We start from the raw sequence: 25,520 nt of genomic DNA on the forward strand, positions 1-25,520 counted from the left end.
CTGCCAGCTCTTTATGGACAAGCGCTAGCGGCCAATTTGATCTGAAACTCATCTGAAAGGACCTCCCCATGACCCGTGAAGTCGTCGTCGTTTCCGCAGTGCGCACCGCCATCGGCACCTTTGGCGGCAGCCTCAAGGACGTGCCCCCCACCGAGCTGGGCGCGCTCGTGGTGCGCGAATCGCTCGCGCGTGCCAACGTGGAAGGCAAGGACGTGGGCCACGTGGTGTTCGGCCACGTGGTCAACACCGAGCCCAAGGACATGTACCTCTCGCGCGTGGCCGCCATCCACGGCGGCTGCGGCGAAGGCACGCCCGCCTACAACGTGAACCGCCTGTGCGGCTCGGGCCTGCAGGCCATCGTCAACGCCGGCCAGTCCATCCTGCTGGGCGACACCGACGTGGCCATTGGCGCCGGGGCCGAGAACATGAGCCGCGTGCCCTTTGCCAGCCTGAACATGCGCTGGGGCGCCCGCATGGGCGACACCAAGATGGTGGACATGATGATCGGCGCGCTGCACGACCCCTTCCACAACATTCACATGGGCGTGACGGCGGAGAACATCGCCGCCAAGTGGGGCATCAGCCGCGAAGACCAGGACAAGTTGGCCGTGGAAAGCCACAACAGGGCCGAGCGCGCCACGCAAAACGGCCTGTTCAAGGACCAGATCGTGCCCGTCACCCTGAAAAGCAAGAAGGGCGACGTGTTGTACGCCACCGACGAGCACTTCCGCCCCGGCGCCACGATGGAGGACCTGGCCAGGCTCAAGCCCGTGTTCCTCAAGGAAAACGGCACGGTGACGGCCGGCAACGCCTCGGGCATCAACGACGCCGCCGCCGCCGTGGTGCTGATGGAAGCCGGCGCCGCCAAGGCCCGTGGCGCCAAGCCCCTGGCCCGCCTGGTGGCCTATGCCCACGCGGGCGTGGACCCCAAGTACATGGGGATCGGCCCCGTGCCCGCCACGCAACTGGCGCTGAAAAAGGCAGGCCTTACGGTGAACGACCTGGACGTGATCGAAGCCAACGAAGCCTTTGCCGCCCAGGCCTGCGCGGTGACCAAGGACCTGGGCCTGGACCCGGCCAAGGTCAACCCCAACGGCTCGGGCATCTCGCTGGGCCACCCCATCGGTGCGACCGGTGCGCTCATCACCGTGAAGGCGCTGCATGAGCTGCAGCGCGTGCAGGGCCGCTATGCGCTGGTGACGATGTGCATTGGCGGCGGCCAGGGCATCGCAGCGATCTTCGAGCGCATCTGACCCGTGCCGCCCGGCCTTGCCATCGCCAGTGGCGATGTTGCCACCCTGTATCGGCAAGGCCAGCCCCGCGCAGGATCGGCGATCATCCGCGGGTGCTGGCGCCAAGACCAGCAGAGCGGAGCGCGCCTGCGCGGCCGCCTGTCCATATTGAACCGACGGAGACATCTCTCACCATGATTCGCACCCTGCTTTCCTTCACCGCCCTCGCCTTCGCCATGGGCACCACCGCGCACGCCCAGGCCCCCGCACCGGCTGCGGCCTACCCCACCAAGCCCATCCGACTGATCGTGCCCTTCCCGCCCGGCGGCGGCACCGACATCCTCTCGCGCCTGGTGGCCACCAAGCTCACCGAGAGCGCCAAGTGGACCGTGGTGGCCGACAACAAGGCGGGCGCCGGCGGCACCATCGGCATCGGCGAGGCCGTCAAGGCGGCCCCCACGGGCTATGACCTCGTGATGGGCCAGAAGGACAACCTCGTGATCGGCCCCTGGCTCTACAAGAACCTGCCCTGGGACCCCACCAAGGACCTGACCGCCGTGGCCCACGTCGCCTACACGCCCGTGGTCATCGCCACCAGCGTCAACTCCAAGTACAAGACCCTGGCCGACGTGGTGGCCGCCGCCAAGGCCGCGCCCGGGACCATCACCTATGGCTCGCCCGGCAACGGCACATCCATCCACCTGGCGGGCGACCTGTTCGAGAAGGCCGCGGGCGTGAAGCTGAGCCACATTCCCTACAAGGGATCCAATCCCGCGCTGATGGATGCGCTGGCGGGCAATGTGGACCTGCTGGTCTCGTCCCTGCCCTCGGCCATGGGCCAGATCAAGTCCGGCAAGCTGCGCCCCCTGGCCGTGACCTCGGCCAAGCGCAGCTCGTCCCTGCCCGAGGTGCCCACCGTGGCCGAGTCGGGCTTCAAGGACTTCGACGTGAGCACCTGGTACGGCGTGTTCGCCCCCGCCGGCACGCCGGCCGCCGTGGTGAGTGCCATCAACGCCGAGATCAACAAGCTCCTGGCCACGGCCGACATGAAGGCCGCCATCCATGCCCAGGGCGCGGAGCCGGAAGCCATGTCCGCCGCGCAGTTCGGCACCCTGCTCAAGACCGACTACGCCAAGTGGAAGGGCATCGTCGAAGCCTCGGGCGCGAAGATTGAGTGACCCCCTGAGGCGCTTCGCGCCTTCCCCCTGAAGGGGGACGCAGCCGGTGGCCTGGCAAAGCCAGATCCACGGGTGCACCGGCGAAGGGCGTGCCTGTTCCACGAGCTGTGGAATGTGGGATGCGCTGGTGCGCGGCGCCATCGAGAACTGAAATGAAGAACGGCTCCTTTCGGAGCCGTTCTTCATGGGGGATGGCGCTCAGTCCCTCACGACCAGCACCGGGATGTGCACCACGCCCAGCACGCGCTGCGTGACGCTGCCCAGCACCAGCTTTTCAAGTCCGCGGCGGCCGTGCGAGCCCATCACGATGAGATCGGCGCCCGTGCTTTCCAGCGCGCGCAGGATGCCTTCATGCACTGCGTGGCCTTCGCCCACCACGGTGGTCACCGGCACGCCAGCCTCGGCCATGGCCTTCTTGGTGGCATCCAGGGCGCTGTTGGCCTCGGCGGTGGCCGCGTTGATGTACTGGGCCTGGCCGTAGGCGAAATCAGCCCCCACGCCCGTGAAGGGATAGGGATCGACCACGTAGACCGCCGTCACGGCGCTGCCAAAGGTCTTGGCCAGGGCCGCGGCCTTGGAGACCGCGAGCATCGAGGTGTTGGAACCGTCGACTGGAACCAGAATGTGCTTGAACATGGTGCTTCTCCTTGAGTTGAGTGTGGGACCTGGCTTGTGGCCCGGCCATGGACATCAGTTTGAACGCCCACCATACCGCGCATCTTGATTCGCATCAAATCGGACGCACTCCCTTGCCAGCGTTCAGCGGCCCGCAGGGGCCTGCCCGACCACATCCGCCCCCTGGAAACCACCCCGGCGGCAGGTGACCACGAGGGTGTCGCGATACCCCCCCTCGGCCAGGGGCTGGATGGGTGTGGATTCATGGATCATGCGCGCGTCGTCCAGCAGCAGCAGGGACCACGGCTCGGTCAGCGTGAAGCGCTGGCCGCTGGGGCCCACCGCCTCGAACACCCGCGTCTCGCCGCCCTTGATGCCCTCGCGCCCCACGAGGAACACGGCCACCAGGTCGACGCCGTCGCGGTGGGCGCCCTCGGGGGTGGGCCGGCCAATGCCGTCGGTGGTGTCGATGCGGAACTGGTGGGCCTCGACGAACCAGGATGCAGGCGCCTCGGAGCGCGCAAACACGGCATCGGACACCCCGGCCAGCGCTGCCAGCAGCTGCTGCCACACCGGCCGGGCGACGGTGGCGGGCTCCATGGGGGCAAACCAGCGCTCCATGCCGCCATGCAGCGCGTTGTACTCCACAGGCTGCCAGTGCGCGCGGTGCGGCACCTGCCGCACCTGCCCGTCCTGCACCACAAAGCAGGCATGGCGGCGGCGGCGGTAGCGCCCGCCGTCCTTGAGGAAATCATCGGGGGGCAGCCCCGCCCAGTCGCCGTTCAGGCCCAGCAAGTCCGGCAGGGCGCAGCCCGTCCAGCGGGCCACGTCCGCCGGCGACAGGACGGCAAAGCCGTTCTGCCGCAGCTGGCTGGCGACATCCTGGGGGGCGGTGAAGGGGGGAGAAAAAGTGACTTGGGCCATAGAGGCCCGAGCTTAACCGCTGGTGCCGGCACCGCGTCTGCGATGGCGCAAACGCGGTGCAGCGCGGCGCGGCCTTGCAGGGAGGTGCGCCGCGCGGTCCGTCAGTCAGTCAGTCGCGGTGGCCATGTCCATGGCCCTTGCCATTGTTGCCGCGGCCCCGGTCATGGTCGCGGTCCTGCTTGCCGCCGTGACGATGGTCGTCATCCCACCGGCGGTCATCGCGGCCAGGGCCCCGGTGCGGAGGGCCACGGCGTGGTGGCGGCTCCTGCACGAAGTACACCGGCTGGCTGCACGCGTTGTAGCGCGCACAGTGCTTGCCCCAGTTCTTGGCATGGCCGGGCGGCACGTAGAGGTAGATCGGCGAGCGCGGCACCACGACCGCGGGGCGGTGGATGATGACCGGCTCGGCATACAGCAGCGGCGGCGGTGGCGCATTGCCGATGTTGATTCGGCCGTACACGCCGGGGGCCAGCTCGCCGCCCACCGTGGCATTGATGTAGGTCTGCGCATGCGCGCCGCCCGCCGCGGCGAGCAGCAGCGCGGCCGCCGCGCCAGACAGGAGGAGACGGATCGTGGACATCGTGGTCATGGTTGTGGTTTTCATCGGGAACTCCTTGCTTGTACCGCCCGGAACAGCACACGATGTGCGGCTGCGGTGCGCGGACCCTGATTTGTAACAAAGCCCGCCCTACCCTAAACCCGAATCCGCGCAAAAGATGTAAGCAAATGGCGACAGAACCAGGCTGCCCGCCGCCGCCCCACGCCGCCTGAAGCAGGTTCATCCGGCGGCCCGGCGTGCCCGGCAAATGCGTGCAGCCGCCGGGCTTGGAGTAGCATGTGCCACCACCCGCTTCGGTCCAGGAGACAGCGATGCCCCACGAACGCCGCCACTTTGTCCGCGTCGGCTTTGACGCGCCGGCCTTGCTGACCACGTCCACCGACGCCTTCAGCGTCCACGTGCAGGACCTTTCGCTCAAGGGCGCGCTGCTGGTGGCACCGGCGCAGGCGAACCTGCAGACCGGCATGCTGTGCCAGCTCACCATTCCCTTGGCCGAAACCGGCAACCACATCGCCATGTCCACCGAGGTCGCGCACGTGGAGGGGCTGCACACCGGTCTGCTGTGCCGCGGGATCGACCTGGACAGCGTGACCCACCTGCGCCGCCTGATCGAGCTGCAGCTGGGCGACCCCGCACTGCTTGAACGCGACCTGGGCGAGCTGACCGCGGCCTCCTCCCTTTCCTGAACAAGCGACGGCCCCCGGCGCCGAAGCCGGCCGGGCTTGCGGCGGGCGCAGGCACAGGCACAGGCAGGCCCCGCCCTTGACCGCGCCGTGCCTGCCCGGGCTCGGCATGGCGACGGCATTCATCACGGCATCCCTCACGGCATCCATTCATTGACACTCATCAATTGACGTTCCGGCGGGACGCGCCATAATAGATTCATAAAACATGAATCTTTAAGCACCATGCAAGACCAAGCAACCACCGCAGCCACCATCGACGTGCGCGCAATCGCCCCCCGCGAGCGCCATCCGTCCATTTTTCTCGCCTTTGGCAAGCTGGCTGCCGGGCAGGCCATGGACCTGGTCAACGACCACGATCCCCGGCCGCTGTACTACCAGTTCCAGGAAGAACTGCCGGGCCAGTTCACCTGGAGCTACCTGGAGAACGGGCCCGCGCAATGGCGCGTGCGCATCCAGAAACAACGCGCCCCGGGCCACGGCAGCGGGCAATGCTGCGGCGCCTGCGGCGGTGCGTAGCCCGGGCCGGGGCCCTACCGCCATGGCACTCCCTATCGGCATGGAAGAACCGCGCCCCGCCCCGTCCCGGCGGTTGGCCCTGTTCGCGCTCGGTTTCCGGCCGTTCTACCTGCTGGCAAGCGTGTTCGCAGCGCTGTCCGTTCCCTTGTGGGCGCTGCAGTTCTCCGGCGCGCTGGGCCGCCCCTATCTGGCGGGCCCGCTCTGGCATGCCCACGAGATGCTGTTCGGCTTCGCGCTGGCGGTCATCGTGGGCTTTCTCTTCACCGCCGGCCGCAACTGGACCAACCTTCCCACCCCGACGGGATGGCGCCTGGGTGCGCTGGCCGCCCTGTGGGTGGCGGGACGGATTCTGGTGCTCACACCCTTCGCAGCCACGGCCGCCGTGGTGAACGTGGCGTTTCCGCTGGCCGCGGCGGCCAGCCTGGGCATTGCGTTCTGGAAGGCGCGGAACCAGCGCAACTATTTCTTTGTGGCGCTGCTCCTGCTGCTGGGCGCCGCCATGCTGCTTTTCCATCTGTCGCAGCTGGGCGTCTTTCCCGTCCCCGCAGGGCTCGGCATCCGGATCGCGCTGGACGTGGTTCTTTTCATCCTGGCCGTCATGGGCGGGCGCGTGATCCCCATGTTCACCAACAACGGCGTGGCGGGTGCGCAAGCAACCCGGCGGCCTGCCGTGGAAAAGGCCGCGCTGGGATCGGTGCTGGCCCTGCTCGCCGCGGACGCCACGGGCCTGAGCGGATGGCCACTGGCCACCATCGCGGCATTCGCCTGTCTGGCTCACACCTGGCGCTGGGCGCTGTGGCAGCCCTGGACGGCGCTGCGCGTGCCGCTGGTCTGGGTGCTGCACATGGCCTATCTCTGGATTCCCGTGCACCTGCTGCTTCGCTGCCTGGGCGACCTGGGCCTGGCGGCCTCCTCCCTGGCCACCCACGCCCTGACGGTGGGCGCGGTGGGCGGTCTCATCATCGGAATGATGACGCGCACCGCGCGCGGCCACACGGGGCGGCCCCTGCGCGCGGACCGCTGCGACACCGCCTGCTACCTGCTGGTGCTGCTGGCCGCCGCCGTGCGTGTGGCGGTGCCGCTCGCCAGCCCCGCGCAGACGGTGCACGCCAGCCTGCTGTCCGCCGCCCTCTGGTCGGCAGGCTTTGCGCTGTACGCCGTGCGCTACTGGCCGGTGCTGTCCCGCCCACGGGCCGACGGCCATCCAGGGTAGCGGCCGTGCGCCGCGCCGCCGTCAAGGCCATCTCCACTCCGGCGCCAGCCCACCGGGTCCGTGGTGCGTGCGTGGGCGCGTGCGCGCGGCTGGCCGTGCCCTCCCTCATGCCGGTGCGAAGAGGTAGTCCTGCAGCTCCAGCCGGCTTTGCACGCCCAGCCGTGTGTAGATCTGGCGGCGGTGGTAGGTGGTGGTGTTCTCGCTGATGCCCATCCGCGTGGCGATCTGCGCCTCGGGCAGGCCGCGCGCGAGCCAGTACGCAAGCTCGTGCTGGCGCTGCGGCAGGCCCAGCGCGCGCAACGCGGGCAGCAGCTGCGCCACGCGCGAGACCCGCTGGGTGATGTGGATGCCCGCCGCCCGGCCTTCGCCGGCCGCGGCGGCCATCAGTGTCGCGCGCAGCGAAAACGCGCCGCTGGCGTTGCGCAGGTCCAGCTGCGGCGGCGCGCGGACGCTGCCCCCCTGGCGGGCATGTTCCAGGCGCTGCAGCAGCGCCTGGAGCGCGGGCGGCAGTTCGGCACGCCGGTACCAGCGCGGCCCGAACGCCAGCGCCATCAGCCGGTCGGCCTGGGGCGATGTCCACAGCAGCTGCCCTTGCGGCGAGGCCACCAGCATGGCGCTTTCATGCACCACGCTGTCGTGCGCATCCACTTCGCCGGGCTGCAGGATGCGCGCCAGCCACGGCTCCAGCCGGGCCAGCAGGGCTGCGTCTTCGGCCCCGAAGCGCGGCGCCTGCGGCCTGCGATACAGCTTGAGCGCGCCCACGCCCGCCCCCTGTGGCGTGCGCAGCACCAGGCTCAGGCAGTCCAGCAGTTCCGCAGGGCGCAGCGCCAGGTTGTAGAAGTCGCTGCGCAGCAGCTCGCCCATCGGCACGGTGATCAGCTGCTCCATCACCTGCGGCCCATGGTCGTCGCGCACGGCGGCGGCGAAATCGTGGGCGCTGCGGCGGATCACCTTGTGCTCGCTCGCCCTCACCTGCGGCTCGAAGTACAGGTGCATCAAGTCACGCGCCAGCGATGGCTCGATGTACACATCCAGCGCGCCGTCGCTGCCAGGGTGGAAGTAGCCGCTCGTGTCGAAGGCGATCAGGTGGTGCAGCTCATGCAGCAGGGGTTCGATGAGCTGCGGACCGTTGACGTCCAGACAGGCCAGCTGTTGCAGGCGCGCCAGGGCGCGCCGCTGAATACGGGAAAAAGGCATGGAGTAGTTGAGTTATGTGCCACAGCGCATCCAGGCAATGCGTGGAGGCAAAGCTAGCACACCGGCCCCCCACAGCAACCCACCCCCAGGGGTGGGGCGCGGCGCCCCGGGGACGCATGGCCTCTGCTTTTTGGCGCCGGGCCCGTGGTGGCGCGGCGCCCCGGCCGGGCCTCCATGCAAGGTTTCAGCGCGGCCCGCCGCGTGTCTCTTTGGGGGTACCCGCCCCCCCGCAAGCCGCGCAGCATCCTCGCGGTTTCCTTAGAACAGGGATGAAGGTGACTGGCGTTCCCACTGGGGGGAAGGCTGCAGCTCGCCAAAATGGCTTGTCTCGGATTCAATCGCATCCTCGACCAGATGCAGCAGGTGCGCAGCCCGCAACTCGTCGTGCGAGTCGCGCACACCGGTGAAGTCGTGCCGCTCCACGCGGATGGACAGGCCTTCGAAGTTGGGATCGGTTTCTGGCAACCCCTGGGCCAGGGCCTCTATTCGCTCAAAGGCCTCGCGGGCGACCGTCGGCGCGACGGTGATGGTGATGGACATACCGCACCTTCCATTCTGGGCGCTGCGGTACTTACGGCGAACTGCCCAGCTCCGGTCGCAACCAAGGTTTGTCCCCATCATGCGCGGACAGGGCGAACAATGGTTTCCCCCATACCCCTGCGGACAGCGTGGTCGGCCTTCCAGAGGCAAGGCATCCACCGTCCGCTGCAAGCGGTCCCGCCCTGCGGACAGGCCCCGCTTGCTCTCGCTGATTGCGCGCCCCACCAAACCCGCTCCCGCCAGGCCTTCCCTTCGCGCCGCTGCGGTACATGCCCAGTCAAATGCTGTATATTTACACAGTATTCGTATTTCCCTGGAGCGAAAACATGAAAACCGCCGCGCTCAGCCACGCCCTCCCCTGCTGGCTTTTTGCCGGAGCCACGACGCCCCTGCTCGTGGGCCTGTTCGCCATTGCCCTCGTGCTGCGCAGGATTTGGAAATGGGCATGACCTCCGCACGCCCTGCCCTCCCAGGTCATGGCTTGTTGTGCGGCGCCTTGGGGTCGTCCTGAGCCTGGTGGACCGGGTTCACGCCCCGACGGACCGCTGAGCCCTGCTGCCGGCTCTGGCCGCCGGCCTGCTGTTGCTGGCCTGGCTGGCTGACTGACTGACTGACTGCCGCATGGCCAGGATGCTCCTAATTTGATAGCTTATGGCGCTTGATGCACAAGCGCCAGCGTGCCAAAACACCTCAGACAATATCGCCCACCGCCAGGCACTCGAGCAGCTCCGCCCGGCTCGCCACGCCCAGCGCCGCATAGAGCTGCCGCCGGTGGTAGACCACCGTGTTCGCGCTGATGCCCATGCACCCGGCGATGCGCGATTCGGGCAGGCCGCGCGCAAGCCAGTAGGCCAGTTCGCGCTGGCGCGGAGGCAGGCCGGTGCGGCCGAGCGCCTCCAGCAGGCGGGCCGCGGGGGCCACGCGCTGGGTGATGTGCAGGGCCACGGCCTCGCCGGGGCCGGTGGCCGCGGCCAGGGGCGCGGCGCGCAGGTGGAACGCGCCGTGGGCGTTGCGCAGCGCCATTTCCGGCGCGGGCGCACCGGGCAGGCGCAGGCGCTGGATGAGCAGCTGCAGCGCATGCGGCAGCGGCGCGCGGCCCGCGCCGCGCCAGCGCCAGCCCAGCGCCTGGGCCATGAGCGCCTCGGCCTCGGGCGAGGCCCACAGTGGCTGGCCCAGGGGCGTGGCGACGAGCACGCCCTCGCGCAGCACCTCGCCGCCCGCGTTCACGCCGCCGGGCCACAGCGTGCGCGCCAGCCACGCCTGCAGCCGCGCCAGCATGGCGAGGTCTTCGTCGGCAAAGGGCCGCGCCCCGGGAGGGCGGAACAGGAACAGCATGCCCACACCCTGGCCCATGCCCTGGCCTTGCGGCGCGCGCAGTGGCAGGCTGAGCCAGTCGGCCACGCCGGCGGGGCGCATCACCACGTTGTAGTAGTCGCTGCGCAGCAGCTCGGCGGCGGGCACGCGCAGCATCTGCGCCAGCGACTGCGGGCCGCGCGGGTGGCGGGCGATGTCGTCGCCGTGCTGCAGCACGTTGTGGAAGACCCGCGCCTCGCTCGCCAGGATGCGCGGGTCGAAGTGGTCGGGCACGGCGGCCTGCACGGCGGGGTGTTCCATGTGCACGTCCAGCTCGCCGCCCGCACCGGGGTAGAAGTAGCCGCTGGAGTCGAAGCCGATGAGCGCGTGCAGCGAGGCGAGCACGGGCGCGATCAGCTCCGGACCGCTCGCATCCAGGCGGGCGAGGTGGCGCAGGTGCGCAATGGCGTTCGTCGCCTGGTGGTGCGTGGGCATGGAGGGCCGAATCTATCGGCCCCGCGCGCCGCGCGGCCTACCCCAGGGGGGTAGTTGTCGATGGGGGTGGCAGCAGCCGCTCGGCCAGCCCCTGGCGGCCCTGCACGCCCAAAGCGTCGTAGAGCTGGCGGCGGTGGTAGGCCACGGTGTTGATGCTCACGCCCATGCGCTCGGCGATCTGCGACTCCTGCGCACCGCGCACGAGCCAGTAGGCCAGCTCGGCCTGGCGCCGGGGCAGGTCCTGCGCGCGCAGGTGGGCGAGCAGCCGGGTGCCGCGCGGCACCCGGCGGGTGATGTGGATGGCGGCCGCCTCGCCCGCCCCCGCCACGCCCGCCAGGCGCGTGGCGCGCAGCGAGAACGCGCCGTGGGCATTGCGCACCGCCACGTCGGGCAGCGGCGCCTCGCCGTCCGTGGCGGGCCAGAACAGGCGCTGCACCAGCAGGCGCACCACGTCCGGCAGATCACTGCCGCCGCCCGCGCGCCAGCGCGTGCCCAGGGCCAGCGCCAGCAGCGCCTGCGCCTCGGGCGACATCCATTGCAGCCGCCCATCGGGCGACACGACGAGCAGGCCCTGGCCGCAGACCTCGCTGTCGCCGCCGGCCTCGCCCGGATCCAGCGACTGCAGCGCGCGCGCCAGCACGGGTTCGAGGCGGCCCAGCGCGGCGGCGTCCTCGGGCGTGAAGCGCCGGTCCGCCTCGCGGCGGTACAGCCACAACATGCCGACACCCTGGCCCGCGCGCGTGTGCAGCGGCAGCTTCAGGCCATCGCCCACGTCGCCGGGGCGCAGCACCGCGTTGAAGAAGTCGCTGCGCACCAGCTCGGACAGGGGCACCTTGGCCATCTGCGGCAGCATCAGCGCGCCGCGTTCCACGCGCAGCGCCTCCTGAAACAAGCGCGCACCCCGGTGCATCACCCGCGCCTCGCTCGCCAGGATGCGCGGGTCGAAATAGTCGGGCATCGCGGCCTGCAACACGGGGCTCTCCACGAACACCTCCATCTCGCCGCCCGCGCCGGGGTGGATGAGGCAGCCCGCGTCGAACCCGATCAGGTGGTGCAGCTCGCCCAGCACGGGCGCGATGGCGTGCGGCCCGGTGGCATCCAGGCAGGCCAGTTGCCGCAGATGGGCGGCGGCTTGGGTGGCGCGGCGGGGCGTGGGCATGGTTTTTTTCACGAAAGCGCGAATGTAGCGCGCCGCGCCGCCGCACGACTACCCCGCCGGGGTGGGGCCGCACGGGCGGTGCGCCCCTAGCCTTGCGCGCATCCCCACGGCGGGCCGGCCCGGCTGCCTGGATACATCGACAGGACGTGCGCAAACAAGGATGCCACAGCGGCCTTGCCATGGTGCAAACGTCTTTCCGGAACCCGTTCTTGCGTAAATCCTCATCGAATTTGATAGCTGCCAGCGCTTGTACAGCAAGCGCTTCCGGCCATTTTTACTTCAAACCAAAACCTTGTCCTCGTGAACACTGCCATGCCCCTTGCCATCACCCACACCCTCGCCGCGCTGGCGCTGGTCGCCACCACCGCCAGCGCCTGGGCGGCGGGCGCCGCCGACCCGGCGCACTTTCGCCTCACGCCCGCGCTGCTGGACCGCATGGAAGCGGCGGCGGCCGAGCTGCGCAAGCTGCCGCAGGCGCCCGGGAGCAGCGGCGATGAGGACGACGACGACGCCGACGCCGAGTCGGTCGAGGACCTCGCCCGCAAGCTCGACGCCCACCCCCAGGTGCGCGCCGCGCTGGCGCGCCAGGGCCTGACCAGCCGCGAATACGCCACCGCCACGCTGGCCGCCCTGCACGCGGGCATGGCGCTGGCCGTGGAGAAGGCGCCCGGCGCCCAGCCCGCGCCAGGCTTCACGCCCGAGCAGCGCGCCAACGTGGAAGTGATGCGCGCGCGCCGCAAGGGGCGCCCTTGAGCACTCTATTTCACGTCCTGTTCCCAACGACAGCACATCCAGAGGAATTCTTCTTTCCATGCCCGGCCACAGCCAGCCCTGGTGGCGCGCACCCGACGCCCCCGTCACCTACCTCGGCGACGAGGACGAACGCTCCATCGCCGCCAAGGACCAGCGGGCGCGATTGGAATCACTCCTGATTCGATAGCTTCCAACGCTTGACAAATAAGCGCCGGTGGCACTTTTTAACCACAACCCATGACATACACCATGCACCACCCCCTGCGCCACTGGCTCGCAGCCGTGCTGGCCACTGCCGCGGCCTGCGCGGCGCAGGCCGCGCCGTTCGCCATCACCAGCACCGGCACCATCGACCAGTCCACCTTCGCCGAAATCCGCGATGGCGAGCGCTACGCCGTCACAATGGTCTACGACAACGGGGGCAATACCGCCCAAAGCCAGACATGGCGGCCCGCCGACCTCAGGTGCGTCATCTGGCGCATGAACAATGCCGCCAACGTGGTCTACACGCAGGCCAGCTTCAACGGGGCGCAGTTCTCGGGCCCCTTTACCGCCACGGATGCCAGCGGAGCGCTGCTGCCCAACGGCTTGAACATCACCAGCCTGGCCAGCAACAACAACCCCTACACCGTCGATGGCTTGGTGCTCGCCACCGCCCCGAGCTGGAATGCCGAGTTCAGTGGGAGCATCAATACTTTCAGCGAGGGCATATCGGGCGGTCGGAGCTTCCGGCAGCTCAATCTGGGCCTGCGCATAGGCACCGCCAACCCCGTCGCCGTCGCCAGCGACTGCGAGGCACCGCCGCTGCCGCCGGGCGTGCCCACCCAGGCCGCCGCCACGCCCGGCGATGGCGAAGTGGCCGTGCGCTGGCAAGCACCCGCGGGCGGCGCGGTGAGCGCCACGCCGGTGAGCTACACCGTCACCGCCCTGAACCTGAGCGCCGTCAGCGGCACCTGCACCGCGCCGCACCCCGCCACCAATTGCATCGTGAGCGGCCTGAGCAACGGCACCAGCTACCGCTTCCTCGTGAGGGCGGCCGCAGCGGACGGGTCCATCTCCCCTCCTTCATTGGCCTTCGCGACACCCAGCGCCAATCCCGCCCCTGGCGCCCCCACGGGCGTGACGGCCCAGCCCGGCAACGGCCAGATCACACTGAACTGGCTGGCACCCGTGGGCGGCACGCCGCCCGTGAGCTACACCGTCACGGCCAGCCAAGGCGGCGCCAGCTGCACCGTGCCAGCGCCCACCACCCGCTGCACCGTGCCGGGCCTGACCAATGGCACGGCCTACACCCTCTGGGTGACGGCCACCGGAGCCAATGGCAGCGTGTCCGCCAACTCGTTCCCGCTGGTCATCGCCACGCCCCGCGCGATGCCTCCAGGCCCCGGTGGTGTGCAACCCGTGCCCACGCTGTCGCAGTGGGGCGTGCTGCTGCTGAGCGCGCTGGTACTGCTGGCAGTCGTTTGCCGCCGTGCCATCCACTCCTGATTCGATAGCTGCCAGCGCCTTTCCAGAAAAGCGCTGGAGCCACTTTTAACCACAAAAAAGAGGATCTCACCCCCATGCACTCACCCACCCACCACCACCGCAGAGCCCTGCGGCGCCTGCTGCATGCCAGCGCGCTGTGCCTGGGCATGGCCGCCGCCCATGCGGGCTGGACCCCCATCGCGCCCATGGACGAGGCCCGCACGCTGCACACCGCAACCCAGCTGGCCGATTCCACCGTGCTGGTGGCGGGCGGCGACACCGGCAACGTGGATGGCGGAAACAACCCCATCGCCCTCGCCACCACCCGCCTGTACAACCCCGCGGCCAACACCTGGAGCAGCGGCCCCGACCTGCCCAGCCCCCGTTTCGGCCACACCGCCACCCCGCTGCCCGGCGGCAATGTGCTGCTGGTCGGCGGGCGGGAGGCCGGCCCGGTGAACAGCGCCAACGCCAACAGCCTCCTCTACAGCCCCCTGACCAACACCTTCGCCGCCAGCACGGGCCAGCTGACGCTGCGCCGCTCCCACCACACCGCCACGCTGCTGCCCAATGGCACCGTGCTCGTGGTGGGCGGCCGGGGCATCGCGGGGCAGGAGGCGCTGTCCTCCGTGGAAATCTTCGACCCCGTCACCGGTACCTGGTCCAGCGGCATCGACCTGCCCGCCCGCAGGCGCGAGCACACCGCCACGCTGCTGCCCGATGGCCGCGTGCTGGTGGTGGGCGGCTACGACAACGGCAACATCGCCGCCCAAAGCGCCTACCTGCGCGACCCCGCCACGGGCGCATGGACGGAGGTGCCCGTGCCCGCCCTGAACACCTTCTACCGTGCGCGGCACACCGCCACGCTGTTGCCCGATGGCCGGGTGCTGGTGGCAGGTGGCAATAGCCACGTCACGACCACCCTGGTGTTCAACCCCGCCGACAGCACCTGGGCGGCGGGCCCGAATCTCCCCGCTTTCGAGTTCGGCGGCAACAGCGCCACCCTGCTGCCTGGTGTCCCTGGCAACGTGCTGGTGGCAGGGGGCGACAGCGCGGGTGGCGCCAGCGTCATCGCCTCGACAGTCTCCTTTGCCTCCGGCCCGGGTCAAGCCACCCGGCAGCCCGACTTGGTCACCGCCCGCCGGGGCCACACCGCGACCCTGCTTGCTGGCGGCCAGGTGCTGGTGCTGGGCGGCGAAACCACTGGCAACGCCGTCACGAACACCGGCGAGCTGTACACCCACACCGCCCCCCTGCCCCCCGCCAACGTCACCGCCCAGCCCGGCAACGCCCAGGTCACCGTGCGCTGGCAACCCCCCGCAGGCACCGGAACCACGCCCGCCCACTACACCGTCACCGCCCAGCCCGGCGGCCGCACCTGCACCGCCAACTACCCCGCGACCAGCTGCACCGTGACGGGGCTGACCAACGGCACGCCCTACACCTTCACCGTTGTCGCTTCCGCCCTGGGCGGCATCGACTCGGCCCCCTCGGCGCCGCCCGCCGCCGCCACGCCCAGCGCGGCGGCCCCCGGCGGGCCGGGCAACGCACAGGCCGTGCCCACGCTGTCGCAATGGGGCGTGCTGCTGCTCAGCGCGCTGATGCTGCTCGCAGGCGTGCGCCTCCGCGCTGTGGGCTCCTGATTCGATAGCTGCCAGCGCAACCCCGACAAGCGCCGGCAGGGTTTCACAGGCCAGCAGCAGGGCGCCGGCAATTGCCAGCCCCCTCACGCACAAGGGCGGCCGTGGCCACCGCGCAGGACACGCCCGGAGGCTTGGCCAACCACCGCCGGTGTCGAGCAGACCCGCACTGGCCAGGCAGACCGGGCTCCCTGTGGGCTCTCTGTGGGCGCCTTTTCTTTTTGCCTGGAGGGAAGCGGGTGTGCAGGCAGCCGCAAATCTGCGCGGATCCCGCTCAAGAGGGCTGGGAGGGGAAGACGGTCAACCAACCGATCAGCGGTCAAGCGCTGGCCGAGAGGACCGGGGTGGAGTGCTTGCCAAAGGTGCCTCCCCGCACCGAGCGACGGCGCTCCGGGTGTCTGCGCTATAACTCCACTTTCCCCATCTCTTTGCATCGAGAGCCACCACCATGAACCGCGCCGAACTCGTTGACATCCTGGCCTCCAGGAACAACCTGTCCAAGACCGCTGCCAATGCGGTGCTGGAAACCCTGATCGAAGCCGTCCAGACTGCCGTCAAGAGGGGCGACGCCGTTCAACTGGTGGGCTTTGGCACCTTCAAGTCCGCCAAGCGCGCTGCGCGCACGGGCAAGAACCCATCGACCGGCGCGGCGCTGAAGATCCCTGCCAGCACGGTGCCCAAGTTCGTGCCCGGCGCCAGGTTCAAGGCGGTGGTGGATCCCAGGGCGGCCCAGCGCAAGGCTGAAAAGGCGGGCAAGTAGGCCTGCGTCCGTCGCGCTGGCCCGGGGCCGGCGCGGTCCTGTCTCTTCAGACGCCAGGAGTTTTGCGCGCAGTGCGCGCAACCCTTGCGCTTCCTTGTGTTGTGTGTCGAGACGACCGGACTCCTTCCATCCTGTGCCCCTTCCGATGAAGCTTTCCGCATTCCAGTCCATCCGGCGCGAGACCGCAGGTCTTTGGCTGGGGGTGCTGGGCGTGGCGTTTTTTGGCATCACGCTGCCCGCCACGCGCCTGGCCACCGGCACGGCCGATGCGCCGCAGCTGTCCCCCTGGTTCGTCACGCTGGGGCGCGCCGCGCTTGCGGGCATGCTGTCCGTCCTGTTTCTCGCGCTCACCAGGCCGCCCTTGCCCACCCGGGTTCAGTGGAAGCCGCTCGGGATGGCGGTGCTGGGGAACCTGCTGGGATATCCCTTGCTGCTGGCCTATGCCCTGCGCACCGTGACGGCTGGCCATGCGGCAGTGATCACGGCCCTGCTGCCCCTGGTCACCTCGGTGTGTGCCGCCTTGGTGCTGCGCCAGCGCGCGCGCCCGGGGTTCTGGGTTTGTGCCTTGCTGGGCAGCGCGCTGGTGGTGGCGTTCTCGGCGCTGCGGGCGCACAGTGCTGGCGGCCATGGGTTGGGCTTCGAGGTCGCGGATCTGCTCCTGGTCGGGGGCGTCATTGCCGCCTCCGTGGGATATGTCTACGGGGCGCAGGTGACTCCTGCACTGGGTGCCGAGCGGGTGATCTGCTGGGTGTGCGTGATGGCCCTGCCGGTGACGTTGCCCGCCACTTTCCTGTTGTGGCCCGCGCAATCCGTGTCGGCGACTGCGTGGGCGGGATTCGTCTATGTGGGAGTGTTTTCCATGTGGGCCGGGTTCTTTGCCTGGTACCGTGGCTTGGCGCTGGGGGGTGCGCTGCGCGTGGGCCAGGTACAGCTCTTGCAGCCGTTCTTTGCCATTGCGGCATCCATACCGCTGCTCGGCGAACCGGTGGATGCCACCACGCTGGGGTTTGCGCTGGCGGTGGTGGCGACCGTGGTGGTGGGGCGAAGGTTTGCGTGACACGGTCGCTGCCAGATGCGTCCCGGGCCGCCGGTGCAAGCCGGTCATGTCGTCAGTGTCGCGCCCTGCGGGGTGCGTGCAGATCACGTACCATCCGCCCATGAATTCCTTCTCGAACGCATTCCGGGCCGAAGTCGTGCGCATGGCGCGCAAGGAGCTCAAGCCTGAGTTGCAGAGCATGCGCAAGGCGATCACGAACCACCGCTCGGAGATCGCTGCCCTGAAACGCGAAGTCAAGTCGCTCGCTTCGCAGCTCAAGGCTGCGAAGCGTCAGCCCCCGGTGGCGGAAGAAACCCCGCCTGTTGCCAAGAAGGCCATCGCACAGGGGTCGAAGGCGGAGTTCCACCCCGAGGTCGTCCGGCAGATGCGCGCCGCATTGGGCATCACCCAGGCGCAGATGGCGCAGTTGCTCGGTGCCTCGCAGTTGTCCGTGAGCCGGTGGGAGTCGGGCAAGGCGCGTCCTCGGGCCGCGCAGCTGGCGCGCATTGACGACCTCCGGAGCATGGGGCCGAAAAACGCCCGGCGAAAACTGGGGCACGCCTGAAGTCAGTCGAGAACCTGCCTCAGCGCACGGTCTCCGTCTCCACCACCATGTCCAGCACGTAGGCGTAGGCCGATGCATCGGCCGGCACGTTCTGGCGCTTGAACCGGTTCACGCGCAGCACCGTGCGGGTGCCGCTCTCGTGGGCAAAGCCCTGGATCTCGTCGTAAAACAGGCTCCATGGGCCTTCCGACTGCTTCACGCCGTCAGCGGAATAGCGGATCTCGCGCACGCGCAGGCATTGAGCGCCCTTCATCACGCCGTGGCTGCAGGCCGCCCGCTGGGGCGCGACCTCCAGGAACAGTCGTTCGCCTGCGCTGCCGTACAGTGTCTGCGGCGTGGGCGTGCCCGCCAGCTCCCAGCGGCTGCCGTCGCCAAAGTGCAGGACCATGCGCGGCTGTGATGCCCCGCCGGGCAGCAGATCCAGGCGCTGGGCACCCGGCAGCTGGGCCAGCACCTGCTGCTCCAGGGCCATCAGCGCGCTGTCGGGGCAGGCGCGCAGCGTGCTGGTGGGACGCGCCAGCTGGATGCGATGGCCGTCGAGCTGGTATGCGGCTCCCACGGCATTGCAGAGGTTGCGCACCAGAAGCTGCCCCTTGTCGAACTGCAGCCGGACGGGCGCGCGGCCGTCCAGGCGCCAGTAGGCGGCCGCCCGCCCCTGGCTGTCCACCGCGGACGTCACATCCCACACATGGGACTGCACTGCGCCCGGCAGGCTGGCAGGCGGAAAAGGCTCTGGCATGGGTGCTTTTGGAGGTGGTGCAACCGTGGCACACGCCGACAGCAGCAGGGCTGCAGCGAAGGTGGTCGCAGCCCGAAGGGGTAGCCAGGGGTGATCAAGTCTCGTTGTCATTGCAAAGGGTTGATTTCTGATGGGTGGAGTGCCCGCACGCAAGCTGCGGGGCCGTGAACAGAGGCCATGCCAAGGGCGGCAAAGTACCTTCGATGCCCGCGCTTCCAATTGGTTCACGCCGGGGGGTGTCACGGCTTGCATGGCTTTGACCTGGTGGGCATCGGGAACACCTTTCGCGCCGCCCTGGCGCTGCTGCCAGCCGCCCGTCGCTTGACGGTCGGCCACGCCGACTCCTGGGCCCCACAACTTGCGCCAGGTGGCCAAGCCGGTGGGTGCCGCGTTATGCTTGCCCATCAATCGCCGAGGTCTGAGATGCGAAGCCTGAGCTCCTGGTCGTCGGAAAATCTGCCTGAATCCATGCGGTTGCGGGGCTGGCGCGATGCGCTGCATGCCGAAGTGCTGGAGATGGACGCCTTGCCGCTGCAGCGAGACGGTTTCTTCGGCAGCATTGAGCGCTGCACGCTTCACTGCATCCTGCCGCACCAAGCACGAGGTGCGCCGCAGAAGGTCCTGCGCTCCGCCGCAGAGATAGCCCGCGGCCCGCGCAATGCCTACTACCTGCTATCGCAGCCCCAGCTTCCATGGCGCGCCGTACACGTGGGCCGCACGAGCATTTTGCAGCCCGGGGATTCCATCCTCATCGACTCTCGCGAACCCTACGAGTTCGACTTTGGCGCTGGCCTGGACGACCTGTCGGTCGAACTGCCCATTGATTGGGTTGAACGGTGGCTGCCCGAGCCTTCGCGGCTCATTGGACGCCCGCTGCGGGGCGACGCTGGCTGGGGGCTGGCGCTGCGTGGCATCAAGGAGGCGTTGGTTCCTCGCGGCCTTGTGGATCGACCCTGCTCCCAGGACGAGTTGATCGAAGACCAGTTGGGAGGACTGCTGTCACTGCTGGACGATGTCGATGGTGCGCAGCGCCCCGCCATGCAGGTGGCCTACGAACGGTCCCTCCAGGTCATGCGCGCCCGTTTCATGCAGCCTGGGCTGACAGCGGCAGAGGTTGCAGCCGATGCCGGCTTGTCGCTGCGCACGCTGCACCGGGCGATGGCCGCGCAAGGCCAGGGATACCTGACCACGCTCATGACCCTGCGCGTGGAGGCCGCAGCGGGCCTGCTCGCTCAGCCGCGGTTTCGCCGGCTGGGGGTGGGCGAGATTGGCCGGCGCTGCGGCTTCACCGATGCGTCGCATTTCGCTCGCCAGTTCCATCGGCAACGCCAGATGACGCCACAGGCTTTCCGGGCGCATGCATTGCGCTGACAAGGCAGGCCGTCGCTGGCACATGGCGGCCAGAGACCTGGCGTGATACGGCCAGCCGCAGCGCACTTCGTTTCCTAGACTTTCCTCGCTGACGCCCGCAATGCTGCGGCGTTGAAGCGAGTGACTAAAAATTCCCAGGAGACAACATGAACATGAAAAATGCGCTCGACGAAATTCTTGCCGACGGCGTGAAACGAGGTCACGCACCGGGCGTACTGGCTCTCGTAGCCGATCGGGACGGCATCCTGTACGAAGGAAGCGCCGGTGAGCGCCAGTTGGGAGGCGGTGCGGCCATGGGCCCCGACACGGTGTTGTGGATTGCTTCAATGACCAAAGCGATTACTTCGGTAGCCGCCATTCAGTGCGTCGAGCGCGGCCTGCTGGACCTCGATGCGCCAGCTTCCCGTGTGGTGCCTGCCATTGGCGCGCTGGGGGTGTTGACCGGTTTTGACGCGCAAGGGCAACCGATCACCCGCCCACCGAAGCGCCCGATCACGCTGCGGCATCTGCTTTCGCACAATTCCGGCTGCAGCTACGAGATCTGGAACCCCGACATGCAAAAAGTGCAGGCGGCGCTCGGCATCCCCGGAACCATCGACTGCCGCTTGAAGGCGCTGGAACTGCCTCTGGTGGCCGACCCGGGCGAGCGTTGGGAGTACGGCATAGGCATCGACTGGGCCGGCCGCATGGTCGAGGCCGTGACCGGCCTCACGCTGGGCGAGTTCATGCACCAGAACCTCTGGGGGCCGCTGGGCATGACCAGCACGGGCTTCCATATCACGCCCGACATGCGCCAGCGCCTTGCCGGCGTACACCTGCGCGGCGAAGACGGCGCCTTTGCCCCCTTCCCTTTCGAGATCACTCAGGAGCCCGAGTTCCACATGGGAGGTGGCGCGCTCTACAGCACCGCAGGCGACTATGCCCGCTTCATGCGCATGGTGCTCAACCTCGGCCAACTAGACGGCGAGCGTGTACTGAAGCCGGAGACGGTGGTCAGCCACCTGATGCTCAACCAGATCGGCAACGCGCGAGTGAGCCTGCTCAAGGCTGCCATCGCGCTGACCGCTGACGCGGAGTTCTTCCCGGGCCTGCGAAAAACCTGGAGCTTGGCATTCCAGATCAATGAAGAGGAAGCCCCTACGGGCCGCCCCGCAGGCAGCCTCTCGTGGGCCGGCCTGGCCAACAGTTTCTTCTGGATCGATCCGCACACCGGCATCGCCGGACTGCTGGCGACCCAGACCTTCCCTTTCGCGGATGCAAGGGTCATGGATCTGTTGTACGCCTACGAGAAAGGCGTCTACGACGCCCTGCGCCGGACAAGGAAGGGATAACGGACAAGGTCATACCGCCAGCGCCACTCAACGGTGGCGCTGGCCAAGTAGGCAAACAGCAAACAGGAAATGCATGCCGCCGTTGGGAAGGAGCAAGGAGCAGGCGGTATGCACCAGGCCGAAACTGAAAAATCCACCCCTGCCGACGAGCCGCCGAGGCCAAGTCTTCGGCTGTGTTTTTTTGGGTCAGCCCTGAATGGCAGCCACCGGGAAAAGCAGCCCGTGGACTGCCGGGCTTTCACGACCACACTCCACCTGCAGCAGGCCGATCTCACCTTTGCAGGTGTCTTGAGAGCGCTCAGGACTGGCGGTTGACGGCAACGATGCGGTACACGCAACGCGTCGCGCCCTCCAACAGATGTTGCTCACGACTGACTCGGGCATCCGCACCAGCGACTTCCTGGAATAGCTGCAGTTCCGAACGGCAAAAACCCTGGCAGGTGCGCGCGGCGATGCAGATCGGGCAGTGGTCCTCGATCAACAGCCAGCCGCTCCGGTCACGTTCGACACGCGCCATGTAGCCTTCTTCGGTACGAACGGTGGCGAGCTGTTCAAGCCGCTCCTTCAGGGTCCGGCCTTTGCAGACCTGCAAATACGTGGCCCGCGCCTCGGCTTCGCGCTGCGCGATCAGCCGGTCCATCCCTTCTTCGCCAAACAACGCGCGCACCGACCCGATCATCTGTACGGCCAGCTGCGCATGCGTGTCCGGGAACCGGCCGTTGCCGGCCTCGGTCAGCACCCAGTTCTGGCGCGGGCGCCCCACGCCAGGCAGCGCTTCCTGCCGCCCCTCGATCCATCCCGACGCCACCAGTTTCTGGACTTGCTGCCGGGCCGCCTCCGGCGTCAGGTCCATCGCCGTCGCAAGCATGGCAGTGGATGCGGCGCCCTTGGACTTGATGAAAAAAAGGATGCGATCCGCCGTCGGCAGATCTGCCTTATTTTCAAAGTTTTTACTTGTATAAAGCATGGCACCCACCTAATATGCAAGGAATGACTTGGATTTTAAGCCATCCCGTTTTCCCTTCTCCGTGAATCCATGAGTTCTCCTGTGTCCCCTTCCCTTTCTCCTTCTGTTTCAACGGCCACCTGGAGCGACTTGTTCACCGGCACGAATGGCTGGCTCGCCCTGGCCCTCACCGGTGGCGTGGCGCTGCATGCGGTCAACGTGCACATCGTGACCACTGTATTGCCGTCGGTGGTCCGGGACATCGGAGGGCTGGACTGGTACGCCTGGAGCACCACGCTCTTTGTGGTGGCCTCCATCCTGGGGGCCGTGCTGTCGGTTCGGCTGCTCGGTGTGGCGGGGCCCCGCGACGCCTGCATGGCGGCGTTGGCGGTGTTCGCGCTCGGCTCGGCCATCTGCGCCGGTGCGCCGTCCATGCCGTGGATGCTGGCCGGGCGCAGCGTGCAGGGCCTGGGAGGCGGCACACTGGCCGCGTTGAGCTATGCGCTGATACGGATCGTTTTCGCGCCTGCGCTGTGGCCGCGCGCGGTGGCCCTGGTGTCCGGCATGTGGGGCGTGGCCACCCTGTGCGGGCCGGCCGTGGGCGGCCTGTTCGCGCAGGCGGGACATTGGCGATGGGCGTTCTGGACCCTGTTACCCGTGGCGCTGCTACAGGCGCTGCTGGCCGCCCTGAAGCTGCGTCCTGCACGCACCCAGGCAGCGGCCGTCCCTGCGCGGGCGGGCATCCCTTTGGCCCAGGTCGTGTTGCTGATGGCATCGGTGATGGTGGTCGCCGTGGGCGGCCTCTCGTCGGCACTGATGGTGCAGGGGGCGGGTGTCGCAGCGGGGCTGGCGTTGGGCGCCGCGGCGATTGCATGGGATCGCCGGGCATCCGTGCGCTTGCTGCCTTCGGGCGCCACGCGGCTGCGCTCACCTTTGGGAGCGGTCTATGCGAGCATCGCCTTGCTGCTTATCGGCACCACCACCGAGATCTTCGTGCCCTACTTTCTGCAGGTGCTGCAGGGCCTGACGCCACTGGCCGCGGGCTACCTCACCGCCGCCATGGCAGCCGGCTGGAGTGTGAGCTCGCTGGTGTCTTCGGGATGCACCGGAGCCCGCGCCGAGCGCCTGCTTCGCACGGGACCGATGCTGTGCGCGGCCGCCCTGCTGGCCCTGGCGGTGCTGGTGCCTGCCGGCGCCGGTCTGCCGGCGAGCGCAGGAATGGCGCTTTGCGGTGTGGCGTTGGCAGGCGTCGGCGCCGGCGTGGGCATGGGCTGGCCGCACCTGGTCACCCGCCTGCTGACACTCGCTCCGCCCGGTGAAACCGACACGGCGTCGGCCGCCATCACGACGGTGCAGCTCTATGGCATGGCGATCGGGGCGGCCATGGCAGGGCTTGTGGCCAATGCAGCGGGGCTCACCCGCCCAGGAGGCGCGGCGGGCGCACAGTCTGCCGCGCTGTGGCTGTTCGCCACCTTCGCGCTGCCGCCCGCAGTGGCCATACTGCTGGCGCGCCGGATCACCCGTCAGCAAGGAATTTCGTGATGGGGGCCGGTATGTCACAGGAGCTGTTCCTGGCGGTCCATGCCTTGGGCCTGGCGATCTGGCTGTCCATCAGCGTCATCAACAACTGCCACGCGCTTGGCGGCTCTACAGCTGCCATCGGCGCAACGATGTCGATGGCGCCGCTGAAGCAGCAGCCCGCGATCGACACGCCACTCCTTTCACGGGCCATCGATTCGCCCGCCGTTCACCGATTCGCGCTGCTGTGGGTGCTGGCGCTGCAGACCGTGGCGGCAGCCGCGTGCTGGGCGGGCTGCTGGCAACTGCTCGCCGTGGGCGACCTGGTCACCGCCCGGCCCTGGCTGAACCTGGCATTGAGCACCTTCGCTGCGTTCTTGTTGTCCATGCATCTCGGGGGGCTGTGGTTCGGCTATTGGATCCGGCAACAGAGCCTGCAACTGACCCACATCGCCCTGCTGATCTGGGTGGCTGCTGCCTTTGTTGTCTTCAATATGGCGTGGGCATAGGCGGGGCAGTGCCACGTGCTCCGCCCATCGGTGCCTGAAAACTGGGAAAGGCTCCCCAACAGAGTGCACGCCAGAAGCGGAGGTGACTGGCGGCCTGAAGGACGTTGAAGCGGTCGGGGGTACCTTACCGGAACCCCTGTCAAGTTCGCCACACCTCTGCCTCCACCCTGCCGACCTCTGGCCAGAACCCCTGGTACGCCGCCCAGCAGTTGGGACATGAAGACGTGGAGGTGTTCCGGACCTGCGGAAAGTTCATCCGCAAGGACTACCAGAAGCCCAAGGCCGAATTGCGCATTGTGGGAAGCGCCTGATCGGTGCGATTCGCGTGCGACTTCGGTGCGATTCTCAGCACCCTACGAAGACACTTCGGGGCAAAGAAAACCGCCACAGACTAGCGGTTTCCAGTGTGTGGCGGTGTCTTGGATGGGGCACGGGGGTACAAAACGATGGATGAGGGCAGCCGGCGGGGTACAGATTCCCCTATGGCGAACCCCCTTCTACAGAGTGTTGATTTCCACGCAGAAGTGACCCACTAACCCCCAGGATTTCCATCCAAATCTGATCCACGTACCAACCCTAACCTGCTGCTTTGTTGAGCAGCAGGAGACCAGGAGTGATAGACGTGGCAACACTGAGTGTCATCAGGCGCTGGGCCCTGCGAGAGCAGCTGTCCATCAGGGAGATCGCCCGCCGCACGGGCCTCTCGCGCAACACCATCCGCAAGTACCTGCGCGCTGGCGAGGCCGAGCCGCACTATGCCAAGCGAGTCAGTCCATCCAAGCTCGATCCCTTCGCCTTGAAGCTCGCCGGCTGGCTCAAGACGGAAGCTGGCCGATCCCGCAAGCAGCGGTGCACCGTCAAGCAGATGTACGTGGATCTGCAGGCGCTCGGTTATGGCGGCTCCTACAACCGTGTGGCGGCCTTTGCGCGCCTCTGGCACGAGCAGCGTCTGGTTGCACAGCAGACCACCGGCCGCGGCACCTTCGTTCCCCTGACCTTCGGTCCGGGTGAGGCCTTCCAGTTCGACTGGAGCGAGGACTGGGCTGTTCTCGCCGGCGTGCGCACCAAGCTGCAGGTAGCCCACTTCAAGCTCAGCCACAGCCGAGCGTTCTACCTGCGCGCCTATCCGCTGCAGACGCACGAGATGCTGTTCGATGCCCACAACCATGCGTTCGTGGTCCTGGGTGGCGTGCCCCGCCGCGGCATCTACGACAACATGCGCACCGCTGTAGACCGGGTGCGCCGTGGCAAGGAGCGCGACGTCAATGCGCGCTTTGC

The 25,520-nt window shown here is 68.4% G+C and carries 26 protein-coding genes; 17 read left to right on the top strand and 9 right to left on the bottom strand.

The window, feature by feature from the left end:
• The first annotated feature begins 68 nt into the window (after window positions 1-68).
• Window positions 69-1,253, top strand: a complete 1,185-nt coding sequence (gene bktB / locus AC07PV_RS03820) for a beta-ketothiolase BktB (RefSeq protein ID WP_494629444.1) — start codon at window positions 69-71, stop codon at window positions 1,251-1,253.
• A 173-nt stretch (window positions 1,254-1,426) separates the two neighbouring features.
• Window positions 1,427-2,410, top strand: a complete 984-nt coding sequence (locus AC07PV_RS03825; protein ID WP_494629445.1) for a tripartite tricarboxylate transporter substrate binding protein — start codon at window positions 1,427-1,429, stop codon at window positions 2,408-2,410.
• Window positions 2,411-2,608: 198 nt separating this feature from the next.
• On the opposite strand, the gene AC07PV_RS03830 is transcribed toward AC07PV_RS03825, so the two are convergent.
• The 3 genes from AC07PV_RS03830 to AC07PV_RS03840 all read right to left on the bottom strand — a co-directional run bounded on the left by AC07PV_RS03830 (window position 2,609) and on the right by AC07PV_RS03840 (window position 4,553).
• Window positions 2,609-3,046 carry a universal stress protein gene (locus AC07PV_RS03830; RefSeq protein WP_218295244.1) on the bottom strand — a complete coding sequence of 146 codons (438 nt, stop codon included), beginning with the start codon at window positions 3,044-3,046 and terminating at the stop codon, window positions 2,609-2,611.
• Between the two features lie 123 nt (window positions 3,047-3,169).
• A complete protein-coding gene (locus AC07PV_RS03835) occupies window positions 3,170-3,949 on the bottom strand; it encodes a 2OG-Fe dioxygenase family protein (RefSeq protein ID WP_494629447.1) in 780 nt (259 codons plus the stop codon).
• A 109-nt stretch (window positions 3,950-4,058) separates the two neighbouring features.
• Window positions 4,059-4,553 (bottom strand): hypothetical protein, encoded by a 495-nt coding sequence (locus AC07PV_RS03840; RefSeq protein WP_218338732.1) that lies wholly within the window; start codon window positions 4,551-4,553, stop codon window positions 4,059-4,061.
• Between the two features lie 266 nt (window positions 4,554-4,819).
• Here AC07PV_RS03840 and AC07PV_RS03845 point away from each other — a divergent pair, with 266 nt between their 5' ends.
• From AC07PV_RS03845 to AC07PV_RS03855, 3 genes are all read left to right on the top strand, one after another.
• On the top strand, window positions 4,820-5,194 hold the full coding sequence (locus AC07PV_RS03845) for a PilZ domain-containing protein (protein ID WP_218295247.1): 375 nt from the start codon (window positions 4,820-4,822) through the stop codon (window positions 5,192-5,194).
• A 222-nt stretch (window positions 5,195-5,416) separates the two neighbouring features.
• Window positions 5,417-5,710, top strand: a complete 294-nt coding sequence (locus AC07PV_RS03850) for a DUF2249 domain-containing protein (RefSeq protein ID WP_218295248.1) — start codon at window positions 5,417-5,419, stop codon at window positions 5,708-5,710.
• A 22-nt stretch (window positions 5,711-5,732) separates the two neighbouring features.
• Window positions 5,733-6,923: an NnrS family protein gene (locus tag AC07PV_RS03855; protein ID WP_494629449.1), complete on the top strand. Its 1,191-nt coding sequence runs from the start codon at window positions 5,733-5,735 to the stop codon at window positions 6,921-6,923.
• Between the two features lie 105 nt (window positions 6,924-7,028).
• On the opposite strand, the gene AC07PV_RS03860 is transcribed toward AC07PV_RS03855, so the two are convergent.
• Both AC07PV_RS03860 and AC07PV_RS03865 read right to left on the bottom strand, forming a co-directional pair.
• The gene (locus AC07PV_RS03860; protein WP_218295250.1) at window positions 7,029-8,120 is read right to left on the bottom strand and encodes a helix-turn-helix transcriptional regulator; all 1,092 of its coding nucleotides are present in this window, start codon (window positions 8,118-8,120) and stop codon (window positions 7,029-7,031) included.
• Window positions 8,121-8,378: 258 nt separating this feature from the next.
• Window positions 8,379-8,660: a hypothetical protein gene (locus AC07PV_RS03865; RefSeq protein WP_494629450.1), complete on the bottom strand. Its 282-nt coding sequence runs from the start codon at window positions 8,658-8,660 to the stop codon at window positions 8,379-8,381.
• A gap of 326 nt (window positions 8,661-8,986) precedes the next feature.
• Between AC07PV_RS03865 and AC07PV_RS03870 the strand changes: the two genes are divergently transcribed.
• Window positions 8,987-9,109: a hypothetical protein gene (locus AC07PV_RS03870; RefSeq protein ID WP_494629451.1), complete on the top strand. Its 123-nt coding sequence runs from the start codon at window positions 8,987-8,989 to the stop codon at window positions 9,107-9,109.
• Between the two features lie 241 nt (window positions 9,110-9,350).
• Here AC07PV_RS03870 and AC07PV_RS03875 read toward each other — a convergent pair whose 3' ends face one another.
• Both AC07PV_RS03875 and AC07PV_RS03880 read right to left on the bottom strand, forming a co-directional pair.
• On the bottom strand, window positions 9,351-10,448 hold the full coding sequence (locus AC07PV_RS03875; protein ID WP_492809019.1) for a helix-turn-helix transcriptional regulator: 1,098 nt from the start codon (window positions 10,446-10,448) through the stop codon (window positions 9,351-9,353).
• A 37-nt stretch (window positions 10,449-10,485) separates the two neighbouring features.
• Window positions 10,486-11,607, bottom strand: coding sequence for a helix-turn-helix transcriptional regulator (locus tag AC07PV_RS03880; protein ID WP_494629452.1), 1,122 nt, complete (start codon window positions 11,605-11,607; stop codon window positions 10,486-10,488).
• A 312-nt stretch (window positions 11,608-11,919) separates the two neighbouring features.
• Between AC07PV_RS03880 and AC07PV_RS03885 the strand changes: the two genes are divergently transcribed.
• The 6 genes from AC07PV_RS03885 to AC07PV_RS03910 all read left to right on the top strand — a co-directional run bounded on the left by AC07PV_RS03885 (window position 11,920) and on the right by AC07PV_RS03910 (window position 17,828).
• Window positions 11,920-12,360 (top strand): hypothetical protein, encoded by a 441-nt coding sequence (locus tag AC07PV_RS03885; protein ID WP_218295253.1) that lies wholly within the window; start codon window positions 11,920-11,922, stop codon window positions 12,358-12,360.
• A 237-nt stretch (window positions 12,361-12,597) separates the two neighbouring features.
• Window positions 12,598-13,848 (top strand): IPTL-CTERM sorting domain-containing protein, encoded by a 1,251-nt coding sequence (locus tag AC07PV_RS03890; RefSeq protein ID WP_494629454.1) that lies wholly within the window; start codon window positions 12,598-12,600, stop codon window positions 13,846-13,848.
• A 74-nt stretch (window positions 13,849-13,922) separates the two neighbouring features.
• Complete coding sequence (locus tag AC07PV_RS03895; protein WP_494629455.1) at window positions 13,923-15,470, top strand: IPTL-CTERM sorting domain-containing protein; 1,548 nt, start codon at window positions 13,923-13,925, stop codon at window positions 15,468-15,470.
• 445 nt (window positions 15,471-15,915) lie between these two features.
• Window positions 15,916-16,227 carry an HU family DNA-binding protein gene (locus AC07PV_RS03900; protein ID WP_494629457.1) on the top strand — a complete coding sequence of 104 codons (312 nt, stop codon included), beginning with the start codon at window positions 15,916-15,918 and terminating at the stop codon, window positions 16,225-16,227.
• 145 nt (window positions 16,228-16,372) lie between these two features.
• Window positions 16,373-17,284 (top strand): DMT family transporter, encoded by a 912-nt coding sequence (locus tag AC07PV_RS03905; protein ID WP_218295258.1) that lies wholly within the window; start codon window positions 16,373-16,375, stop codon window positions 17,282-17,284.
• A 100-nt stretch (window positions 17,285-17,384) separates the two neighbouring features.
• A complete protein-coding gene (locus tag AC07PV_RS03910) occupies window positions 17,385-17,828 on the top strand; it encodes a helix-turn-helix domain-containing protein (protein WP_218295259.1) in 444 nt (147 codons plus the stop codon).
• A 19-nt stretch (window positions 17,829-17,847) separates the two neighbouring features.
• On the opposite strand, the gene AC07PV_RS03915 is transcribed toward AC07PV_RS03910, so the two are convergent.
• A complete protein-coding gene (locus AC07PV_RS03915) occupies window positions 17,848-18,567 on the bottom strand; it encodes an META and DUF4377 domain-containing protein (RefSeq protein ID WP_255594675.1) in 720 nt (239 codons plus the stop codon).
• 423 nt (window positions 18,568-18,990) lie between these two features.
• Here AC07PV_RS03915 and AC07PV_RS03920 point away from each other — a divergent pair, with 423 nt between their 5' ends.
• Both AC07PV_RS03920 and AC07PV_RS03925 read left to right on the top strand, forming a co-directional pair.
• On the top strand, window positions 18,991-19,938 hold the full coding sequence (locus AC07PV_RS03920; protein WP_492255257.1) for a helix-turn-helix domain-containing protein: 948 nt from the start codon (window positions 18,991-18,993) through the stop codon (window positions 19,936-19,938).
• A 146-nt stretch (window positions 19,939-20,084) separates the two neighbouring features.
• The gene (locus AC07PV_RS03925; protein WP_369644018.1) at window positions 20,085-21,269 is read left to right on the top strand and encodes a serine hydrolase domain-containing protein; all 1,185 of its coding nucleotides are present in this window, start codon (window positions 20,085-20,087) and stop codon (window positions 21,267-21,269) included.
• 298 nt (window positions 21,270-21,567) lie between these two features.
• On the opposite strand, the gene AC07PV_RS03930 is transcribed toward AC07PV_RS03925, so the two are convergent.
• Window positions 21,568-22,236: a helix-turn-helix transcriptional regulator gene (locus tag AC07PV_RS03930; protein ID WP_494629459.1), complete on the bottom strand. Its 669-nt coding sequence runs from the start codon at window positions 22,234-22,236 to the stop codon at window positions 21,568-21,570.
• Window positions 22,237-22,305: 69 nt separating this feature from the next.
• Here AC07PV_RS03930 and AC07PV_RS03935 point away from each other — a divergent pair, with 69 nt between their 5' ends.
• The 3 genes from AC07PV_RS03935 to istA all read left to right on the top strand — a co-directional run.
• The gene (locus tag AC07PV_RS03935; protein WP_494629460.1) at window positions 22,306-23,757 is read left to right on the top strand and encodes an MFS transporter; all 1,452 of its coding nucleotides are present in this window, start codon (window positions 22,306-22,308) and stop codon (window positions 23,755-23,757) included.
• Entirely contained in the window at window positions 23,757-24,242 is a 486-nt protein-coding gene (locus AC07PV_RS03940) for a DUF2165 family protein (RefSeq protein WP_494629461.1), read from the top strand. The genes AC07PV_RS03935 and AC07PV_RS03940 overlap by 1 nt, the downstream gene beginning before the upstream one ends.
• A 613-nt stretch (window positions 24,243-24,855) precedes the next feature.
• A partial coding sequence (istA, locus tag AC07PV_RS03945) for an IS21 family transposase (protein WP_494629462.1) occupies window positions 24,856-25,520 on the top strand: 665 nt, incomplete at its 3' end.

The sequence above is a fragment of the Acidovorax sp. GW821-FHT09A11 genome (assembly GCF_059418365.1).

What these genes read in the sequence shown, in the direction of transcription:
- AC07PV_RS03825 (WP_494629445.1), top strand. Translation starts at nt 1,427, where the DNA reads ATGATTCGCACCCTGCTTTCCTTCACCGCCCTCGCCTTCGCCATGGGC.
- AC07PV_RS03850 (WP_218295248.1), top strand. Translation starts at nt 5,417, where the DNA reads ATGCAAGACCAAGCAACCACCGCAGCCACCATCGACGTGCGCGCAATC.
- bktB (WP_494629444.1), top strand. Translation starts at nt 69, where the DNA reads ATGACCCGTGAAGTCGTCGTCGTTTCCGCAGTGCGCACCGCCATCGGC.
- AC07PV_RS03910 (WP_218295259.1), top strand. Translation starts at nt 17,385, where the DNA reads ATGAATTCCTTCTCGAACGCATTCCGGGCCGAAGTCGTGCGCATGGCG.
- AC07PV_RS03905 (WP_218295258.1), top strand. Translation starts at nt 16,373, where the DNA reads ATGAAGCTTTCCGCATTCCAGTCCATCCGGCGCGAGACCGCAGGTCTT.
- AC07PV_RS03870 (WP_494629451.1), top strand. Translation starts at nt 8,987, where the DNA reads ATGAAAACCGCCGCGCTCAGCCACGCCCTCCCCTGCTGGCTTTTTGCC.
- AC07PV_RS03885 (WP_218295253.1), top strand. Translation starts at nt 11,920, where the DNA reads ATGCCCCTTGCCATCACCCACACCCTCGCCGCGCTGGCGCTGGTCGCC.
- AC07PV_RS03900 (WP_494629457.1), top strand. Translation starts at nt 15,916, where the DNA reads ATGAACCGCGCCGAACTCGTTGACATCCTGGCCTCCAGGAACAACCTG.
- AC07PV_RS03835 (WP_494629447.1), bottom strand. Translation starts at nt 3,949, where the DNA reads ATGGCCCAAGTCACTTTTTCTCCCCCCTTCACCGCCCCCCAGGATGTC.
- AC07PV_RS03890 (WP_494629454.1), top strand. Translation starts at nt 12,598, where the DNA reads ATGACATACACCATGCACCACCCCCTGCGCCACTGGCTCGCAGCCGTG.
- AC07PV_RS03840 (WP_218338732.1), bottom strand. Translation starts at nt 4,553, where the DNA reads ATGAAAACCACAACCATGACCACGATGTCCACGATCCGTCTCCTCCTG.
- AC07PV_RS03855 (WP_494629449.1), top strand. Translation starts at nt 5,733, where the DNA reads ATGGCACTCCCTATCGGCATGGAAGAACCGCGCCCCGCCCCGTCCCGG.
- AC07PV_RS03880 (WP_494629452.1), bottom strand. Translation starts at nt 11,607, where the DNA reads ATGCCCACGCCCCGCCGCGCCACCCAAGCCGCCGCCCATCTGCGGCAA.
- AC07PV_RS03865 (WP_494629450.1), bottom strand. Translation starts at nt 8,660, where the DNA reads ATGTCCATCACCATCACCGTCGCGCCGACGGTCGCCCGCGAGGCCTTT.
- AC07PV_RS03830 (WP_218295244.1), bottom strand. Translation starts at nt 3,046, where the DNA reads ATGTTCAAGCACATTCTGGTTCCAGTCGACGGTTCCAACACCTCGATG.
- AC07PV_RS03915 (WP_255594675.1), bottom strand. Translation starts at nt 18,567, where the DNA reads ATGCCAGAGCCTTTTCCGCCTGCCAGCCTGCCGGGCGCAGTGCAGTCC.
- AC07PV_RS03930 (WP_494629459.1), bottom strand. Translation starts at nt 22,236, where the DNA reads ATGCTTTATACAAGTAAAAACTTTGAAAATAAGGCAGATCTGCCGACG.
- AC07PV_RS03895 (WP_494629455.1), top strand. Translation starts at nt 13,923, where the DNA reads ATGCACTCACCCACCCACCACCACCGCAGAGCCCTGCGGCGCCTGCTG.
- AC07PV_RS03845 (WP_218295247.1), top strand. Translation starts at nt 4,820, where the DNA reads ATGCCCCACGAACGCCGCCACTTTGTCCGCGTCGGCTTTGACGCGCCG.
- AC07PV_RS03925 (WP_369644018.1), top strand. Translation starts at nt 20,085, where the DNA reads ATGAACATGAAAAATGCGCTCGACGAAATTCTTGCCGACGGCGTGAAA.
- AC07PV_RS03935 (WP_494629460.1), top strand. Translation starts at nt 22,306, where the DNA reads ATGAGTTCTCCTGTGTCCCCTTCCCTTTCTCCTTCTGTTTCAACGGCC.
- AC07PV_RS03860 (WP_218295250.1), bottom strand. Translation starts at nt 8,120, where the DNA reads ATGCCTTTTTCCCGTATTCAGCGGCGCGCCCTGGCGCGCCTGCAACAG.
- AC07PV_RS03875 (WP_492809019.1), bottom strand. Translation starts at nt 10,448, where the DNA reads ATGCCCACGCACCACCAGGCGACGAACGCCATTGCGCACCTGCGCCAC.
- AC07PV_RS03920 (WP_492255257.1), top strand. Translation starts at nt 18,991, where the DNA reads ATGCGAAGCCTGAGCTCCTGGTCGTCGGAAAATCTGCCTGAATCCATG.
- AC07PV_RS03940 (WP_494629461.1), top strand. Translation starts at nt 23,757, where the DNA reads ATGGGGGCCGGTATGTCACAGGAGCTGTTCCTGGCGGTCCATGCCTTG.